This is a genomic window from Streptomyces sp. NPDC033174, from assembly GCF_055577795.1.
This window is the reverse complement of sequence record NZ_JBVIPQ010000003.1, coordinates 357130-375238: the sequence shown is the minus strand read 5'-3', so window position 1 is coordinate 375238 and position 18109 is coordinate 357130. Positions and strand designations below refer to the sequence as shown.

At 72.2% G+C, this 18109-nt stretch carries 11 protein-coding genes; 6 read left to right on the top strand and 5 right to left on the bottom strand.

Annotation, left to right across the window (positions count from 1 at the left end; genetic code table 11):
* The first annotated feature begins 121 nt into the window (after positions 1–121).
* The 6 genes from ACZ5VC_RS11825 (at position 122) to ACZ5VC_RS11800 (ending at position 6019) form a co-directional block, all read left to right on the top strand.
* Positions 122–1588, top strand: coding sequence for an FGGY family carbohydrate kinase (locus tag ACZ5VC_RS11825; RefSeq protein ID WP_469120216.1), 1467 nt, complete (start codon positions 122–124; stop codon positions 1586–1588).
* On the top strand, positions 1585–2982 hold the full coding sequence (locus tag ACZ5VC_RS11820; RefSeq protein ID WP_469119902.1) for an FAD-dependent oxidoreductase: 1398 nt from the start codon (positions 1585–1587) through the stop codon (positions 2980–2982). The genes ACZ5VC_RS11825 and ACZ5VC_RS11820 overlap by 4 nt, the downstream gene beginning before the upstream one ends.
* Positions 2979–4184 carry an FAD-dependent oxidoreductase gene (locus ACZ5VC_RS11815; RefSeq protein ID WP_469119901.1) on the top strand — a complete coding sequence of 402 codons (1206 nt, stop codon included), beginning with the start codon at positions 2979–2981 and terminating at the stop codon, positions 4182–4184. Before ACZ5VC_RS11820 ends, ACZ5VC_RS11815 begins: the two co-directional genes overlap by 4 nt.
* Positions 4185–4276: 92 nt before the next feature.
* Positions 4277–4756 (top strand): NUDIX hydrolase, encoded by a 480-nt coding sequence (locus ACZ5VC_RS11810; RefSeq protein WP_469119900.1) that lies wholly within the window; start codon positions 4277–4279, stop codon positions 4754–4756.
* 56 nt (positions 4757–4812) lie between these two features.
* Positions 4813–5046 (top strand): hypothetical protein, encoded by a 234-nt coding sequence (locus ACZ5VC_RS11805; RefSeq protein WP_469119899.1) that lies wholly within the window; start codon positions 4813–4815, stop codon positions 5044–5046.
* 109 nt (positions 5047–5155) lie between these two features.
* On the top strand, positions 5156–6019 hold the full coding sequence (locus ACZ5VC_RS11800) for an alpha/beta fold hydrolase (RefSeq protein ID WP_469120215.1): 864 nt from the start codon (positions 5156–5158) through the stop codon (positions 6017–6019).
* Between the two features lie 126 nt (positions 6020–6145).
* On the opposite strand, the gene fxsT is transcribed toward ACZ5VC_RS11800, so the two are convergent.
* The 5 genes from fxsT to ACZ5VC_RS11775 form a co-directional block, all read right to left on the bottom strand.
* Positions 6146–10120 carry an FxSxx-COOH system tetratricopeptide repeat protein gene (gene fxsT, locus ACZ5VC_RS11795; RefSeq protein WP_469119898.1) on the bottom strand — a complete coding sequence of 1325 codons (3975 nt, stop codon included), beginning with the start codon at positions 10118–10120 and terminating at the stop codon, positions 6146–6148.
* Between the two features lies 1 nt (position 10121).
* Entirely contained in the window at positions 10122–11453 is a 1332-nt protein-coding gene (locus ACZ5VC_RS11790) for a TIR-like protein FxsC (RefSeq protein ID WP_469119897.1), read from the bottom strand.
* A gap of 112 nt (positions 11454–11565) precedes the next feature.
* Positions 11566–13872 (bottom strand): FxsB family cyclophane-forming radical SAM/SPASM peptide maturase, encoded by a 2307-nt coding sequence (locus ACZ5VC_RS11785; protein ID WP_469119896.1) that lies wholly within the window; start codon positions 13870–13872, stop codon positions 11566–11568.
* Positions 13873–14504: 632 nt separating this feature from the next.
* Positions 14505–15722, bottom strand: coding sequence for a cytochrome P450 family protein (locus tag ACZ5VC_RS11780; RefSeq protein ID WP_469120214.1), 1218 nt, complete (start codon positions 15720–15722; stop codon positions 14505–14507).
* A 355-nt stretch (positions 15723–16077) separates the two neighbouring features.
* The gene (locus tag ACZ5VC_RS11775; protein ID WP_469120213.1) at positions 16078–18000 is read right to left on the bottom strand and encodes an NAD-binding protein; all 1923 of its coding nucleotides are present in this window, start codon (positions 17998–18000) and stop codon (positions 16078–16080) included.
* Between the last annotated feature and the right edge of the window lie 109 nt (positions 18001–18109).

Sequence of the window (18109 nt, the reverse complement as noted above, 5' to 3'; positions counted from 1 at the left end):
ACTAGGTGTCAGTGGCGGCGTTGACACCGGTGGAACCTTGACGCCGCAGAGTCGGCTGATGAAGGCTTCGGTCGACGATCAAGGCCTCGACGGATTCCCGGGGGCCGGACAGGAGTGGACGATGGCGGGTCCCGTGCTGGCCGTGGATCAGGGCACCTCGGGGACGAAGGCTCTGGTCGTCTGTCCGGAGCGCGGGGTGATCGGCTCGGGCTCCGCGCCGGTACGGCCCCGCTACCTGCCGGGAGGCCGTGTCGAGGTCGAACCCCGGGAACTGCTCGCCTCGGTCGTCGACGCCGGGCGCGAGGCGCTCGCCGCCGCGGGGGAACCCGTGACGGCCCTCGGTCTGGCCAACCAGGGCGAGACCGTGCTCGCCTGGGACCCGGCCACCGGTGAGCCGCTGACCGACGCGATCGTCTGGCAGGACCGGCGGGCCGAACCGCTCTGCGCCGAACTCGCCCCGCACGCGGACGCGTTGCGCGACCTCACCGGCCTGCCCCTCGACCCCTACTTCGCCGCGCCCAAGATGGCCTGGATCCGCCGCCATCTCACCGGCGAGGGCGTGGTGACGACCAGCGACGCCTGGCTCGTCCACCGCCTCACCGGAGCGTTCGTCACCGACGCGGCCACCGCCGGCCGCACCCAGCTGCTCGACCTGGACACCGTAGCCTGGTCGCGGGCCGCCCTGGACGTCTTCGGCCTGACGGACGAGCGGCTGCCGGAGGTCGTCGACGCGGACACCCCCGTCGGTGCCACGACCGCGTTCGGCCCCCAGATCCCGCTGACCGGACTGCTCGTGGACCAGCAGGCCGCGCTGCTCGCGCAGAGCGTCACGGAGCCCGGAACGGCCAAGTGCACGTACGGAACAGGGGCGTTCCTGCTCGCGCAGAGCGGACCGCTCCCCCGCCGCAGCGGCTCAGGGCTGGTCGGCTGTGTGGCATGGCGGCTGCGGGGAGAGACCCGCTACTGCCTCGACGGGCAGGTGTACACCGCCGCGTCCGCCGTCCGCTGGCTGACCGACCTCGGGGTGCTGTCGGGCGCCGAGGACATCGACGCCGTGGGCGGGGCCGTACCGGACGCGGGCGGTGTCACGTTCGTACCCGCGCTCGCCGGTCTGGCCGCGCCCTGGTGGCGGGGCGACGTGCGGGGATCGATGACGGGCCTCGGGCTCGACACGACCGCCGGACATCTGGTCCGCGCGCTGTGCGACGGAATCGCCGCGCAGGTCGTCGGGCTCGCCGACGCGGTCGCCGCCGACCTCGGCGCGCCCCTCACCACGCTCAGGGTCGACGGCGGACTGACCCGGTCCGCCCTGCTGATGCAGACCCAGGCCGACCTCCTCCAGATCCCGGTGGAGGTGTCGGCGCTGCCGGATGTCACCGCGCTCGGCGTGGCGGCGGTCGCCCGGCTGGGGCAGGACCCCTCGCTCGCCGTGGAAGAGGCCGTACCCGAGTGGAAGCCCTCGGCCGTCTACGAGCCACGTGTCCCGGCGGAGCGGGCGGCGGAGCGGCTCGCGCGGTTCAGGGCGGCGGTCGCGACGCTCGTCGAGGGCCCCGCCGCCGAAGCCCCGGTCTTCCCCGGCCCGGCATGACCCTCACCACGGCCGGCGGCCTCCCCGGCGAGGTCTACGACGTCACGGTCGTCGGCGCGGGAGTGGTGGGCTCGGCGATCGCCCGTGAACTGGCCCGGTACCCGCTGCGCACGGCGCTCGTCGAGGCGTCCGACGACGTCGGTGACGGGACGTCCAAGGCCAATACCGCCATCCTGCACACGGGTTTCGACGCCGTCCCCGGGTCCCTCGAAGCCGGTCTCGTACGGGACGGACAGCGGCGGCTTGCCGCGTACGCCTCCGAGGCGGGCATCCCGGTCGAGCCGCTCGGCGCCCTGCTCGTCGCCTGGGACCAGGAACAGCTCGCGGCGCTCGACGGCCTGGCACGGAAGGCCGGACGCAACGGCTACCGGGAGGCCCGGATCATCGGCTCCCAGGAGGTACGGGCGCGCGAGCCGCACCTCGGTCCCGGCGTCCTCGGCGCGCTGGACGTACCGGGCGAGGCCGTCATCTGTCCGTGGACGACGACGCTCGCCTACGCGACCCAAGCCGTCCGCAGCGGTGTCGACCTCCATCTGAACTGCCGGGTGCAGTCCGTGGTGGCCGGTGAGCCGCACACCCTCGTCACCGGCCGGGGGCGGCTGCGGACCCGTCATCTCGTCAACGCGGCCGGGCTGTACGCGGACGTGTTCGACCGGCTGCTGGGCCATCACGACTTCACCGTGACGCCCCGGCGCGGCCAGCTGATCGTCTTCGACGCGTTCGCCCGCTCCCTGGTGAATCACATCCTGCTGCCGGTGCCCGGGGCGCTCGGCAAGGGGGTTCTGGTGGCGCCGACGGTGTACGGCAAAGTGCTGCTGGGGCCGACCGCGGAGGACCTGGACGACAGGACGGCCACCGGATCGACCGCGGAAGGACTGGCGCTGCTGCGGGAGAGGGGCGGGCGGATCGTGCCCGAGCTGCTGGACGAGGAGGTCACCGCGGTGTACGCGGGACTGCGGGCGGCCACCGGACACGAGGACTACCGGATCACCGGACACCCGGAGCAGAGGTACGTGACGGTGGGCGGGATCCGTTCGACGGGGCTGACGGCGTCGATGGCGATCGCCGCGCATGTGGTCGAGCTGCTGCGCGACGGCGGCCTGGAGGCACGTACGCCGGGCCGGCTGGCCCCGGTGCGGATGCCCAACATCGGCGAGGCGTTCCCCCGCCCGTACCGCAGCGCCGAACTGATCGCCGAGGACCCGGAGTACGGCACGCTCGTCTGCCACTGCGAGCGCGTGTCGCGTGGCGAGATCCGCGACGCGCTCACCAGTACGATCCCGCCCGGCTCGCTCGAGGGGCTGCGCCGCCGTACCCGCGCGCGCGGCGGACGCTGCCAGGGGTTCTCCTGCGGGGCGGCGGTCCGGGCGCTGTTCGAGGGGGGTGCGCCGTGAACCGTGCCGTCACCGTCGACGTGCTGATCGTCGGCGCCGGACCGGCCGGGCTCTCGGCCGCCGCGCGCCTTTCGGCCGCGGGCGCCGGGCGGGTGGTGGTCCTGGAACGCGACCCCGTCGCCGGGGGCGTGCCCCACCAGTGCCACCACGGCGGCTTCGGGCTGCGGGAGCTGGGCGGGACGGGACAGGGGCCCGTCTACGCCCGTCGGCTCGTGGACGCGGCCGTACGGGCCGGTGCGGCGGTCCGTACCGGTGTCACGGCCACCGGGTGGGCCGGCCCCCTGACCCTGGACACCACGAGCCCGGCCGGTCTGGAGCGGATCACCGCCCGCGCGGTCGTCCTGGCCACCGGCGCCCGGGAGCGGCCCCGAAGCGCCCGTCTGGTGCCGGGCTCACGCCCGGCGGGTGTGCTCACCACCGGCGAGCTCCAGCGCACCGTCCACCTCCACGGCATGGCCGTCGGTCACCGCGCGGTCGTGGTCGGCGGAGAGCCGGTCGCGCACCGGGCCGCCCACACGCTCGCCGGGGCGGGTGTCACGGTGGCGGCGGTGATCAGCGAATACCGCGGCACTCCCTTGCTCCGGCGTCTGCCGTTCCCCGTGCTGACCGGCGCGACCATCGGCGAACTGGTGGGCCGGGGCCGTCTGTCGGGGGTGCGCGTGCGTCACCGTGACGGCCGGACCAGGACCCTCGACTGCGACACGGTCGTCTTCACCGGCGACTGGATCCCGGACCACGAGCTGGCCCGGTACGGCGGCCTCGCCCTCGATCCCGGCACCCGCGGCCCGTCCGTCGACGCCTCGTTCCGTACGACGGGCCCGGGCGTCTTCGCGGTCGGCAACGCCCTCCACGGCATCGAGCGGGCCGGCACCGCGGCCGCCGAGGGCCGGGCGGTCGCCGCCTCGGTCCTGCGTCACCTGGGGGGCGCCGACTGGCCCGCCCCGGGCGTGGCGCTGGTGGCACGGGACCCGCTGGCCTGGGTGGCGCCGAACCGGATCACCGGGCCGGACGCCGGAGCGTTCCTGGTGCGAGCCGGCCGTCAGGGAGCGAGCGGAACGGTGACGTTCAGCCAGGACGGCCGTGTGCTGCACCGCGCCCGGCTCCGGGCCCCGGCTTCGCCGTCCAGGTCCGTCCGGATACCGGCCGGGTGGGCGAGCGAAGTGGACCTGTCGGGCGGACCCGTCGTGGTCGATGTCGTCTGAGCGTCCGTGCGCCGGGCGGGACGCGCCGGTCCGTCCGTGGGAGGGCGGGCGGCCGGTGGCGCGCCCGTCCGTGCTCGCCGAGACTTGACGACATGCCGTACAAGCGAAGCGCGGGCCTGCTCCTGTACCGCGAGACGGACGGTGGATTCGAGGTGCTCATCGCCCATATGGGCGGGCCCTTCTGGTCGTCGCGCGACGCGGCCGCCTGGTCGATCCCGAAGGGTGAGTACGCGGCCGACGAGACGCCCGAGGCGGCCGCGCGCCGTGAGTTCCAGGAGGAGCTGGGGCTTTTGCCGCCCGACGGGGAGGCCGTGCCGCTGGGGGAGGTCCGGCAGGCCGGCGGCAAAGCCGTCACGGTCTGGGCGGTCGAGGGTGACCTCGACCCCGCCGCGGTGGTGCCGGGCACCTTCACCATGGAGTGGCCGCGCGGCTCCGGGACACTGCGGGAGTTCCCGGAGGTGGACCGGGTCGGCTGGTTCCCTCCGGAGGCCGCCGCGCCGCTGCTCGTCGCGGGGCAGCGTGTGTTCCTCGAACGGCTCGCCGCACACCTCGCCGGGGCCGGTGACGGCTGATTGTCAGACCCGTGCGAGAGGGTGGGAGGCGCCAACCTGTCGAGAGGGAGCCCGACATGACGACCATTACCGCCCGTGAGCGCGCCGCGGCCCAGGCCTACATCCGTCTGATGGAGACCGCACAGGCCGTTCTCTCCGATCCGGGCCTCGCACCCATGGCCGGGGTGGTGCTGAGCAATCCCATGGCCGAGGCGGACGAAGCGCTGCGCGCGGCCGGCCTCTGCGGGAACGAGGCCCATCTGCTCCGCCTCGTGTCAGCGCTGCGGAGCACACCGAAAACCCATGCGTAGCCCGCCCTGACGGCTGGTATTTCGGCTTGTGTACGTATGTTCCGGCGCCCGATCCGGCCCGCATACTTGCCGCGTGTCCGTCATACGGGGAGGCGCGGGGAGGCACCAGTTGGGGCAGCTGATACACACCGCGGATGGCCGGGCTCTTGCCGTCGAGCACTACGGCGATCCGCAGGGCAGACCCGTCTTCCTGCTGCACGGAACGCCCGGCAGCAGACTCGGACCCGCCCCGCGCGGTGGCGTGCTCTATCGCCTCGGCGTCCATCTGATCACCTTCGACCGCCCCGGCTATGGCGATTCCGACCGCCTCCCGGGGCGCCGGGTGGCGGACGCCGCAGCCGACGTGGAAGCCATCGCGGACGAGTTGGGGTTAACCGAGTTCGCCGTGGTGGGCCGGTCGGGTGGCGCTCCGCACGCTCTCGCCTGCGCGGCCCTGCTGCCGGACCGGACCGTCCGCGCGGCGGCGCTGGTCGGGCTCGCGCCACGGGACGCGAAGGGGCTCGACTGGTTCGAGGGCATGACCGAGTCCAATGTCCGCGAGTACGTCAACGCGGCGGCCGGGCACCACCAGCTCACGGCGGCGCTGGAGTTCAGGACGCTGGCGATCCGGGCCGACCCGGCCGCGCTGCTCGCGGACATGCGCGCGGGCCTTCCCGTGTCCGACCAGGTGATCGTCGCGGACACCGGCATCCGGGAGATGCTCGTACGGAACTTCGCGGAGGGACTGCGCAGTTCGGCCGGCGGCTGGGTCGACGACGTGATGGCCTTCAGCACGGACTGGGGTTTCCGGCCCGAGGACATCGACGGCCCGGTCCTGCTCTGGCACGGCGAGAAGGACGTGTTCGCCCCGGTCCAGCACACCCGGTGGCTGGCCGAGCGGATTCCCCGCGCCGAGATGGTGGTGGAGCGCGGCGCGGCCCACTTCGGGGCGCTGCGGGTGCTGACCCGGGTCCTGAGCTGGGCGTCCTGGTGAGGACATCCAGGTGAGGACATGCGGGTGAGGACAGGGCCGCCGATGACGTGAGGGGCGGGAGTCCACCGGCCGGTGGACTCCCGCCCCTTTCGCTTCCCGCCCCTCGGTCCCCGGCCCGCCGGAACCTCACACGGGCTGCGGTTCCAGATCCCGGTTGATGCGCCGCCATGCCCGGGATGCCTCCGTGATCGGATGGTCCGCGCCCAGCTGCTTCGCGGAAAGCTCCAGGGCCCTCGAGCGGAGTTTCTGCGCCTCCTCCTCGCGTCCGGTCGAGCGCAGTGTCACCGCCAGATTGGACTGGCAGACCAGGACGTCCGGGTGGGCGGGTCCGTACCGTTCCAGGAGACCCTCGAGAGCGGCGCGTTCCCAGCGCTCGGCCAGGTCGGCGCGGCCGATGTCGCCATAGGCGTTGGCGAGGTTGATCGCGGCACAGAGGGTGTAGGGGTGCTGCCGTCCGAGGGCCTCCTCCAGTTCGGCCCGTACCGCCTCTCCCTCCTCCGCGGCTTCGGACGCGGCTCCCACGCCGCGCCGGTAGATGACCAGGTTGTTGCGGCAGGCCAGGGTGAAGGGATGACTCTCCCCCAGCTGTTCGCGGTAACCGTCGAGGATGGTCAGGGCGAGATCGAGGGCCGCCTGCTTGTCCCCCGCCGCCGAGTAGTCGGCGGCCAGGTTGAGCCCGCAGGCGAGCGCGTCGGGCACTTTGACGCCGTAGCGCTCCCGGTAGCGGCTGTAGGTGTTCTCGGTGATGCGTTTCGCCTCGTGCGGGAATCCGGCCTTCCGAAGGGATACGGCCAGGCTTTTGGCGGTCCTCAGCACCTCGGGCACGTCCGCGTTGAGCACGCGTTCGAAGGAGGCCGTGACCTCCCGCAGGACCTGCACCGACGACCGGTAGTCGCCCGAGTCGCGCAGATCGCGGGCCAGGTGCCCCTTGGTGGTGAGGGTGTACGGATGGTCGTCGCCCAGCAGTGCGCTGCGCCGGTCCACCGTCTCGTCGTCGAGCCGGCGTGCCTCCTCGCTGTCGCCGGTGAGGCGGTAGTCGATGGCGAGGTTGTTGGCGGCGATCAGGGTCCTCGGGTGGTTCTCGCCGAAGATCTGCCGGAAGCCCTGGTAGATCCGCTGGTCCAGGGCGAGTGCCTCGTCGAACCGGCCGAGTCCGCGCAGGTCCGCCGCGAGACTGCCGGAGGTGATGAGGATGCTCGGGTGGTCGTCGTCCGGGTGGTCGGTGTGCAGGACCTGGGTCTGCCGGGCGAGGGTGTCCTCGTCCATGGCCCGGGCTTCCTGGTACTTGCCCTGCGAGCGCAGCGCGTTGGCCAGTTCGAAGCGCAGGTTGAGGGTCTGCAGGTCGTTCTCGCCCAGCTCCCGGGTCCAGGTCTCGTTGAGCTGGGCGCCCATCACGCGGGCGCTCTCCAGCTCGCCGCGCTTGAGGAGGTAGCGGACGCGGTCGACCAGGAGCTGGCGGCCCTTCTCCTCCGAGCAGTCGACGATTCCGGAGGGCCCGAGGTGCGGCCAGATCAGTTCGAAACTGGGCCAGCTCTTGGGGTCGTTGACCGGGTTGTCCTTGTCGATGCTGTCCGAGGGGCGTGCCTCGGCGAGGATGCGGTGCACCTCGTGCATCGCTTTGTCCCGCTCCTCCGGTGTGAGCCCGGAGCGGACGGCCGCCTGGACGAGGCGGTGGACCTGGATGCTGCTGTCGGCCGGGTCGACCTTGGCGAGCGCGAACCGGTTGAGGGCCTGGATGACCTTGCCCAGCATGTACCGCTCGCGCAGATCGGGGTCGTAGGGAAGTAAGGACTCCAGCATCGAGTCGCTGCCGATGAGGCTCATGGAGATCGGCTCGGCGGAGAAGAACGCGCACAGTTCCAGGAGGCGTACGGCCGCCTTGGACTCGTTGCGGAGCCGGGCGATGGAGATGTTCCAGGTGGCTCCGATCTGCTGGGCGTAGTCCTCTGGCTTGCCCAGCGAGAGGACCTTGGTGCTCTGCTCCCTGAGCTGCTCGACATATGCGTCCACGGGAGTGGCGGTCTCGGCCAGCCAGGCGGCGGCCACCTCCACGGCGAGCGGCAGGTCTCCGACGGCCTCGGCGACCCGGTCGGCGTCCTGGGCCGGAAGCTTGTTCACCCGCCGGCACAGGTGCTCCACGCTCTCGGCGCGGGTGAAGACATCCACCTCGATGGCCTCGACCCGGGTGGAGACGGGCTTGTTGCGGCAGGTGGCGAGGATGTGTCCGTAGAGGCCGTGGGAGATCGGCCCGGTCTCGTCGGGCAGCATCTCCAGGGTCCGGTCGAGGTCCTCGACATTGTCGAAGATCAACAGCCAGCGGGAGTACGGCTCTCCCGAGCGCAGGGCCTGCAGTGCCGCCGTGGCCGCCTCGGCGACATTACCGCCGCCGGCGAGTCCCAGTTCCACGGCCAGTTCGGCCAGGGAGGACACGACCCGGTCGGGCTGTTCCGCCTCGACCCACCAGACGAGGTCGTAGTCGGCCCGGAAGCGGTGGGCGTACTCGCGCGCCACCTGGGTCTTGCCCACTCCCCCGAGCCCGTACAGCACCTGGGGGAAGCGCTGGCCCGCACGGGTGTCGCCGCGCAGCTGGTCGCGCAGGCGCTCCAGCATGGAGGTGCGCCCGGTGAACCAGGCGTGCCGTGGGCGGACGTTCCAGACCTGCGGTACGGCTCCGGGGAAGCGGGGGCTCCCCGCCGCGACCTGGGTCGTGCCGACCGCCTCCTCCCGGTCGAGCGCGGTCAGCAGCGCGGCGGCCGCGTCCTCGGCGTCGAGCCGCACCAGGTCGACGACGCCCCGGCTGGTCAGCGGCAGACCGAGCCGGACGTCACCGACCCTGACGGGCACGAGCTGGCGCCGGCCGCCGGACGGGTCGAGGCTGACCACGGACTCCCACAGGGCCCTGGCGCGGTGGGAGTTGAGGTAACCCTGGGAGACGACGGAGACGACCCGGTAGCCGCCGGCGGCCGCGAACTCCGACTCGATTCCGGCCAGCGGTGTGGTGTGCACGTCGACGGGGACGACATGGAATCCGGCCCTGGTGAGGACCGATCCGAGCCAGTCGGCCCACATCTGGTCCTCGGCGACATAGGACAGAACGACATTGGACGGCGGGACCGGGCGGCGCCGGGTGTAGGCCGCCACATAGGTCAGCCGTTCCGCCTCGTCGATCGGTGGGAGGGCGTTGACCGTGCCGTCGGTGAGGACGGAGGTGAGCCGCTCGCAGGCGGTGAGCAGGGAGCTCGACACATTGGGGGCGTCACCGAAGGTGGCGAGAATCTCCTCATAGGCGTAGAACGGCCGGTAGGGAATCTCCACGGAGCCCCAGTAGTGCGCCAGTTCCTCGCCGCTCATGCCGCTCGGCAGCCCCGGGAAGCTCTTTCTGGCCAGGGCGCGGCCGGCGTCCGCCTTCTCCTTCTCTCCGTCGTCGATGCGCATCGGTACGGGCAGAATGCGAATGTTCCGGTCATGGAATCGCTCTTCGATATCGCGGGCCACGGCGGACGCGCCGTCGATGCTCTGATCGCTGAGCGTGAAGCAGACGACCAGCACTTGGGGCATCTGTACGGTGCAGATGTCGGCGATGTCGCTGAGGCCGGTGCGGCTGTCGATGAGTGTGTAGTCGTAGTGGCGTCGCATATCGGAGCGCATGGCGTCGAAGAACTGCCCGCCGCCGAACCGCTCGTAGAAGTCGTCCCAGTCCATGCGTCCGACGGTCGACGAGTAGTCACGATTGCGTCGGCCGGCCGAAAGAAAGTCGAGGCTTCCCCCGTACGGGAACGCCCAGTTGAGCGATGTCGCGTGCGGCCGCACCCGGGCGTAGTCGCGATGCCAGTCCGGCTCGCGGTCGGCGGGCCGGCGGGCCTCTTCCTGGTATTCCGTGATCAGGTTGATCAGGCCGGGGGTGGCTTCCAGGTCGGCGAGATCGAGAAAGGGGTGGAAGAAGCGGTGCAGACCGGGGGCCTCCAGGTCCCAGTCCACGGCGAGGACCCGGTAGCCGTTCGCCGCCAGGATCCAGGCGGTGTTGGCCAGGGCCATGGTGCGCCCGGTGCCGCCCTTGTAGGAGTAGAAGGTGACGACGGTTCCTTCACGGTTCTCGGTCATGTCATGAGCCCTCCGCCTTCTCACCGTTGCTCTTCGGGTGGTCCGTGCCATGAGCGGGAAGTACGGGCGCATCGGCACCGTAGCCGATGCCCGTAGGCAGTACCCGTGGAATGGGGCCGCCCGATCCTTCGGGCGGGTAGGTGCGGGCGTGGGCCGCGTAGTGCTTGTCGGCGGCCTTCACCGCGACCGGGAGCTCCTGGCTGAAGGCCTCCAAGGTATGGAGGCCGCCACTGGGCGAGCGGTGGCCGGAACTCTCCTCCCGGCGGGGGGCCAGCACCTCGTCGACGGCCGCCCGTAACTCGTGCTCGCGCGGACCTGACTCGGGGTCGTCCCGGTTCCAGGGCACCATCACGCTGATCCAGGGCCGGTCCTCCGCGCTCAGCCGCCGTACGAGCTCCTGGCCGTGCGGGGTGGCGAGCGACCAGCGGTCGAGCAGCAGCAGTCCGGGGGCGCGCGGCGGTCCCGGGGCCAGCATCCGGGCCGCGTCGGCGTCGAACTCCCCCACACGGACCCGGTAGTCGAGGTTGCGTACGAGGTCGGCGGCGTGCTCCACGAGCGGCCGGGACGACTCACCCTGGTAGGGGTTCCAGTCGCGGGCGTGTGTGCCGTAGCAGTCCGGACCCCGGTCGCTCGGCAGGTCCGAGCGGGAGCAGGCGAGGACCGAGACGTCCATTTCCCGTACCGGCCCCGGCGGCCCGAAGGCACTGGGCACGGACAGATAGTCCTGGTGCGGATCGCCGTCGGCTATCCGGGTCTCCTCGGCGATGCTCACGATGCGCTTGGCGAGGAGGTAGACGGCCCGCTCGTACTGCTCGCGCAGATATCTCAGTTTGATCAGTCCGTAGAAGCCCTCGTCGGCGTAGTCGTCGCCGAAGCTGGCGTGGTTGAACTGGAGCCTTTCGGCAGGCTGGGGCAGCTGCTTGAGCGGTACGGGCACCCACAGGGCCGGGACGATCTCACTCACCGAGGTGCTGTTGCTGCGCGACTGGTGGTGCACCGCGCGTTTGGAGAACGCGAACCATTCGCGGCCGCACTGCTCGCTGAGGAAATAGCGCGGCGAGTAGAGCGGCACGAAGACACGACAGTAGGCGAGGGCTTCGGAGAGCCGCTCCTGCCATCCCTCGCCGGGCTGCATCTCCTGGTCCATGAACCCGGCGGGCACTCCGGCCGGGAGCGAGGTCATCTGTAGGACGTGATCACACAGGTCACGGTAGAAGCGCTCCACCCAGATGTTGGGGTCGCGGTCCTTGGGATGGTTCTTTGGTGTATGCGCGTAGCTGAGAAAGAAGTACGGTTTGGGCCCACCACTGCCCGACGACACGCTTCCGGACACGAACGACTCCCCCCGTCCATGCAGATGGAAGCTCAGTGTAGGAAACGCCAATTCGCTGATGGAATAGCGTGAACGGACCGAATAAACCAACGAGTTGATCAGTTTACGGATGTCACGCCGTGGCCGCGTCGCGCATTCCGGCCACGAACCGCGCCCCGAGCGGGGACAGGCCACCATCCCTCGCGAGCTGCGCCAGCGCCTCGGTGGTGCGCGCGCGCCAGGCGTCGAACTCGGCCTCCGCGACCCCCGTGCGGTCCGTCCGACTCCGGACGCGCCAGAAATCGGTGACGGCCATCGCGGTGTATGCGTCCGCGATGGGCCCGTACTCCCCGGGGCGCACGGTCCCGCCCTCGTACAGCCGGCACCGGTCGAGGATCAGGCCGAGCTTGACCCGCTGGAACTCGCGCACCAGCAGCAGGGCCAGCAGCTCGGGGGAGGACGGCAGCGCGACACCCACGGCCCCGGCGGCCTCCCGGGAGGCCCTGCCCACGAGACCGCCGTCCGGGGCGTCGAGCCCGTCCGGCGGAAGGAGGGGCACCAGAGCGCGCAATCCGGCCGCCATGCCTGGTGCATGTAAGGGTAATTGACTGGAAATCAGGTCCCAGGCGGCGGTGAGGTCCTCGGCCCAGACCTTGGTGTCGCTCTCCGTCAGTCGCCCTGCCACCGGCCGGCCACCGTGTGAGCGGAGGGGGTCCGTGTCCTCCAACGACGGCGCCCAGCCGTGCAGTTCGACGACGCGCACGGGGCTCCAGAACGGCGAGCAGCCGTCGATGCCCTCGTCCCGGCCGAAGCGCAGGACCTGACTGCCCGCGCGTACCGTGAAGTCCCTGGCTCCCGCCGTGACTTGGGCCTCGCCTCCGGGTTCGTCGAGCTCGACGGATCCCAGTCCGGGCAGCCTCAGCATCCGGCCGCGCAGCGGGACGGTCACGGTGTCGGCCCGGCGGGCGCGCAGGGCGGCGGCCGCGGCGATCTCCGCGAGGCCGGTGGTGGGGGACGCTTCTCCGGCGAGGACCCTCGCGGCCCAGGGGCGGGTCCAGGGGTGCGCCAGTACGGTGTCCAGCGCGTCGGGGGCGTCGGCGTCGAGGGCGATGACCAGCTCCCAGGCGGCCGCGGCGACGCGGTCGGCGGGGCCGCTGAGCCGCTGTGCGGCCGCGAGCAGGTCCCGGTCGGCCTCGAGCCGGGCGGTGGCGAGGGCCACGACGGTGTCCTCGGAGCCCCGGCCCGAGGCGAGTTCGTCGAAGGCGGCGAGGTCCTCTCCGGTGGCCGACGGCCAGACGTCCGCCGCCCGGGCGGCGGCCACCTCACGGTCCTGGATCCGAGTGATCAAGGCCAAGAGGTCGGGACAGAAGACGGAGGGGTTGTCGAATCCGCTTCCGCCGCTGTCGGAGCGGTAGCGGTGGGCGTAGAGGCCGCCCCCGCAGGAGGTCACGACGGGGCAGGCGCGGCACTGGGCGCTGAGTTCGTCGACGCTCTGGCGGCGGGCCGCCATGCCGGGGTGGTCGATGACGTCGTCGAGGGAGTGGGTGAAGACGTCCATGCCGGTGGCCGGGGCTCCGTCGTAGGCCGTCTTGAGGCTGTCGGCCTGCTCGAAGGTGCCGTCGGTCTCGATCACGACGAGGTCCGCCGGGGTGATGCCGAGGGATTCGATGAGGCTGCTCTCGCCGCGCAGGGTGCGCTGAACGGATTCGAACATGCGGATGGGAACCGGGCGTCCCGCGGCGTCCCAGCGGGCGTAGACGACATCGAGCCAGTCGGCGTACGGGGTCGCGGATCCGTCCGGCCGCGGTGGCGGCTCGTCCCAGGTGGCGTGCGGCAGCAGGAAGTCGATCCGGGGAGGGTCGAGGGCGACCAGCGCGTCGTACACGGCGACCGGGTCGTTCTCGATGTCGATGGTGCACAGCAGCCCGCCGAAGAGGTGACGGCGGGCGGGGCGCTGGAGCAGCTCAACGGCCCGCAGGACCTGGCGGTAGCTGCTGCGGCCGTCGGCGTAGCGGCGGTGCCGGTCGTTGGACACCTGATCGCCGTCGAGGGAGACGCTGACCTTGATGTCCAGTTCGGCGAAGAGGTCCAGAAATCGTTCGCTGAGCAGGACGCCATTCGTGTGGATGCGCAGGTCCAGGGCGCTCACTGGGCGCAGGGCCCGCTGGAGTTCGAGGGCGGCCATCCGCAGTCCCGCGGGGCCGGCGAGGAGTGGTTCGCCGCCGTGCAGGACGACATGGACCTGGTCCAGGCCGTGCGTACGGGCGTGGTCGGCGATGCGGTCGGCGGTACGGGCCAGGATGGCCCGGCTGATGGCCTTGGGCCGGCCTCGCCAGCTCGTGTCCGCGTGTTCGTACACATAGCAGTGATCACATGCCAGATCACAGCGGCTGTGCACTTTGACGACGAACTGGGACAGAGAGGGAGGAGGCCGGTCCACGGTGGGAAACTCTCAGTGATTCAGAGCGCCGACTGGAAAGCTCGGTCCACTTGGGCGGCTGAAGCAGCGGCGATCGGCAACAGGCGGCTCAGGGGGGCACTCGGATCCCCTCCACTCCGGACGGCGATCCGGTTCGCCAGCGGCACTCGGGGAGTGGAGTGCCGACGGGACACGGTCTCTGGCCTGGCGGCCGCGGAGACGAGAGTGGTAGCCATGGAGTGCCTTTCGAGTATGAGTGATATATGACAGGCGCGAACCTGCCATCACTGTGCGCCCCGCCCACTCCCATAGTGCAGCACCTCGGGCAAATCGGGCGGATCGCGCACGTGCGGCCGGCCTCGCGCCCGAGGTATGAGCACCTCGAAGGCGGACCCGCCGCACGCCGTAACTTCCCCCGGAGCCTCCAACGGCGCGGACGACAGGGAGTGTCGGCAGCCCCCTGGCTGCCACTCCTTCGGGCGAGAACGCGCGCCTCATTCGGACTACGCCCTCGCTTGTTCGACCCCGCCCCGCAAGTGTCCTGCCGGTGCGCCGAGGGCAGAACGAGTGACGCGCTCAGCCTCCACCAACGGCGCACGGGGCACCAGCGGTTCGGCTGAATTCACGTGCCTCCTGGCCGGTTTCAGGGCGAGTCAGGGGTGTTCTCGGGCCGAGTGGAGTCGCACCGGGAGCTCGCGCACGCTGTTGCCCACGAAACCGGCGTGCCGGACCAGGTCCGCTTCCGCGACCGCGAGGTCCAGATCCGGGAAGCGGGTGAAGAGCCGCTCCAGGGCGATCGTCGCCTCCATACGGGCCAGCGGGGCGCCCAGGCAGTAGTGCGGTCCGTGTCCCAGGGAGAGGTGCGGGGCGACCGGGGCGCGGGTGACGTCGAAGCGGTCGGCGTCGGGGCCGTGGGCCGCCTTGTCGCGGCCCGCGGCCGAGTAACCGGCAAGGACGGGCGTCCCCTTGGGGATCACCGTGCCGGCGAGGGTCAGGTCCCGGGTGGGATAGCGGAAGGGGAAGTAGCTCACCGGGCTGTCCCAGCGCAGGGTCTCCTCGACCACGTCCGACCAGCCGGCACGGCCGGACCTCACATGGTCGAGTTGGTCGCGGTGGGTGCACAGCGCCCGTACGGCGTTGGTGATCAGGTTAAGGGTGGTCTCGTGCCCGGCGACGATCAGCAGGAGCAGGGTGCCGATCAGCTCCTGCCGGCTGAGCCGGTCGCCGTCGTCGTCCCGGGCCGCGATCAGGGCGCTGGTGAGGTCGTCGCCCGGATCCCCGGCACGGGCGGCGGTCACCGCGGCGAGGGTCGCGACGAGTTCCCGGTTGGCGGCCACGGCCTGCTCCGGTCCGGTGTCGGTGGAGACGACCTGGCTGGAGAGGTGGTGCAGCCGGTCCTGGTGGGCGGCATCGACGCCGAGCAGTTCGCAGATGACACCCATCGGCAGCGGCAGGGCGAAGTGGCGGCGCAGATCGGCGGTGCCGTCGCCGGCGGCGGCTCCGGCGAGCGCGTCGAGGAGTTCGGCGGTCACCGTCTCGATGCGGGGACGAAGCGCCTCGACCCGTCGGACGGTGAAGGCACGGCTCACCGGGGACCGCAGCCGCCGGTGGTCCGTGTCGTCGGCGGTGGTCATGCCCTTGACGGTGGCGAAGGTCCTCAGCGGCCAGCCGTCGGGTATGCGCCCCTCCGTCAACGCGGTGAAGTGCCGTGCTCCCTTGGCGACTTCCGGGTGTGAGAGGAACTCGCGCAGGGCCTCGTGGCCGAGGACGACCATGCCCGGCACCTCCCCGGGCAGCACGACCGGGGCCACGGCGCCCTGGGCGAGGAGCCGGGCGTTGTCCGCGTGCGGGCAGCCGCCCGCCGGGTCCATGCGGTGGGGCGGGAACGGCGAGGTGGTCAACTGCGCGTCTCCTGACTGCGACCCGACGGCGACCCGCCCCCGTTGGCGACGCCGTTCGGATCCTACGGCCAACGGGGCACCGGCGGACCGCAGTTGTTTCGGCCTTCTGTCACGCACCCGGCGACACCGGCGGCGTCGACCGGCCCGCCCGCCCAGGTCCCCCTGCCTCGCCCGGCCAGGTGACGGCGGGGCAGTGGCAGGGGCAGCCAGGGAAGGCAACCACCGCCCCCTCAGGGCCGCCGGGGCCCACCCGGCTCCGAGGCGGGGCGCCGTGGGTGGCGTGCGACGGCGGGGGGCGGGGGCAGGGACGCAAGCGGAGGCACCGTTACTCCGTCGGAGTCGGCTGGAGCGGTCTGCGGCCGAGGAGTTCCGCCAGACCGCGGCGAGTGGCGGCGACCACGACCCGGTCGTCGGGGCGCAGTACGTAGCCGGGGTGCAGGTCCCAGACGAGCTCGCCGCGGCCGTCGGCGCGGGGGCGGACGGTCGCCAGGTCCGGGCGGCGGTCGGTGGGGGCCGCCGTGTCGAGGGCGATCAGCCGCCAGGCGCCGGGGCGGAAGGCCTCCCCTACCGTGCGGCCCTCGAGCAGAGGATGGCCCGCCACGTCGACGACGGCGAACAGCAGGACCCGGCGCTCCACCGGGATCGCGCCGAGGATCTGGCGCCCCATCATGGCTCCGGCGAACGCGGGCGCGGCGAGGTGGGACACGCTGCGACTGCGGGTGAGCGCGTCGGGGTGGGCGGCCCTGAGCGTCCGGTAGACGGCCGTCGCGAAGTCGTCGTCGTACAGCCGCAGCGCCACCCGGAGGCCGGGCTTGAGGGAGCGGGCGTACAGCGCCGCCTCGAGGTTGGTGATGTCGACGCTGGTCAGCGCGAGCAGAGCGTGGGCGCGGTGGACCCGGGCGGCCTCCAGGACGCCTTCCTCGGTGACGTCGCCGATCACGGTCGGCACCCGCAGCCGGCGGGCGAGCGCGACGCCGCGCGCCTCCGGGTCGGACTCCACGCAGACGACGGGGATGTTCAGCCTGCGCAGCCGGGCGAGGACCCTGGTGCCGACCTTGCCGAGTCCGAGCAGCACCACATGCCCGGAGAGGCTGCGCGGGGGCCGGCGCAGGGAGGTCGCGGTGCGGAAGGTGCCCATCGCCTCCAGGAGGCCGGCGATGAGGACGGGCAGCAGAAGCAGGCCCGTGAAGCCGGCGAGTATCTGCAGGATCTGCCGGCCGACGGACGCGTCGACGGCCGGGTCGCCTATCGCGAAGATGTCCAGCAGCGTCAGATAGGCGGCGTGCAGGGGATGGTCGTCGGTGGAGAGCCAGGTCGCCACGGTGATTCCGGTGACCGCGGCGACCACGCCGGCGAGCGACCAGCGCAGTCGGCGGGAGAAGAGGGAGCCGACGGGCAGGGCGGTGGCGCCGAGCCGGTTGGACGCGAGGGTCGGCCCGGCGTAGGTGATCGCCTCCAGGGCCACGATTCCGCGCCCGGTGGCGGCGGCCACGGCCCGGTCGTCGGGCAGCAGTTGGGGCCCCAGGTCGCCGCTGCGCTCCGAACCCTCGCTGCCCGCCGGGTCGTTGGTGGTGGCGGACAGCAGGGCCAGGGTGCACAGACCGGGATCGGCGACCTCGCCGCGCCCCGGCGGGGTGCGCTCGACCGCGCGCAGCAGCAGCCCGTCCGCCTGGACCACCTTGCTGGTGCCCGCGACGGCGGTGGCGGCCAGCGCGGGCGCGGCGGTGTCCGCGTCGGACAGGACGGTCGTGGAGGCGTCCAGGGCGGCGGGGTCGAGCCCGGGTTCGGCGACGGCCGCGGCCTGGTCGAGCAGCTCCTCGAGGTGCTGGCCGAGCTTGCGGTTGTAGAGCCGGATGACCAGCCGCAGGCGGGGGTTGAGCCGGCGGGCGATCAGCGCGGTACGGATATTGGTCTCGTCGTCGTCGTGGACGAGCGCGAGGGCGGCGGCCCGTTGCACCCCGGCATCGGCGAGTACACCGTCGTGCAGTTCGGGCGCCTCCATGACGCGCACCGGCCGCACGGCTCCGGAGGCGCGCTGGTCGGCAGCGGGCGCGCGGGTCATCGCCGCCGACACCCGGCCGAGGGCGGACACCCGCCCGAAGAGGGCCATGGCCCGGCCGGCGCGCTGGGCGGGTGCCCGCGGCGACTCGTTCGGGGAGGGTACGACGAGGGTCACCCGCTCCCCGTAGACCTCGCGCAGCTCCCCGGCCAGCCGGTGGGCGAGGACGTCGTCACCGCAGACGATCATGTGCCCCGGCGGCTCGGCGGGGGGCTGCCTGCCGGGCGGGCCCTCGGGGTTCGGGGCGGCCGGTGGGCTCTGGTGCGGAAGTGAGGACACGCCCCAAGAATGCCCTGCT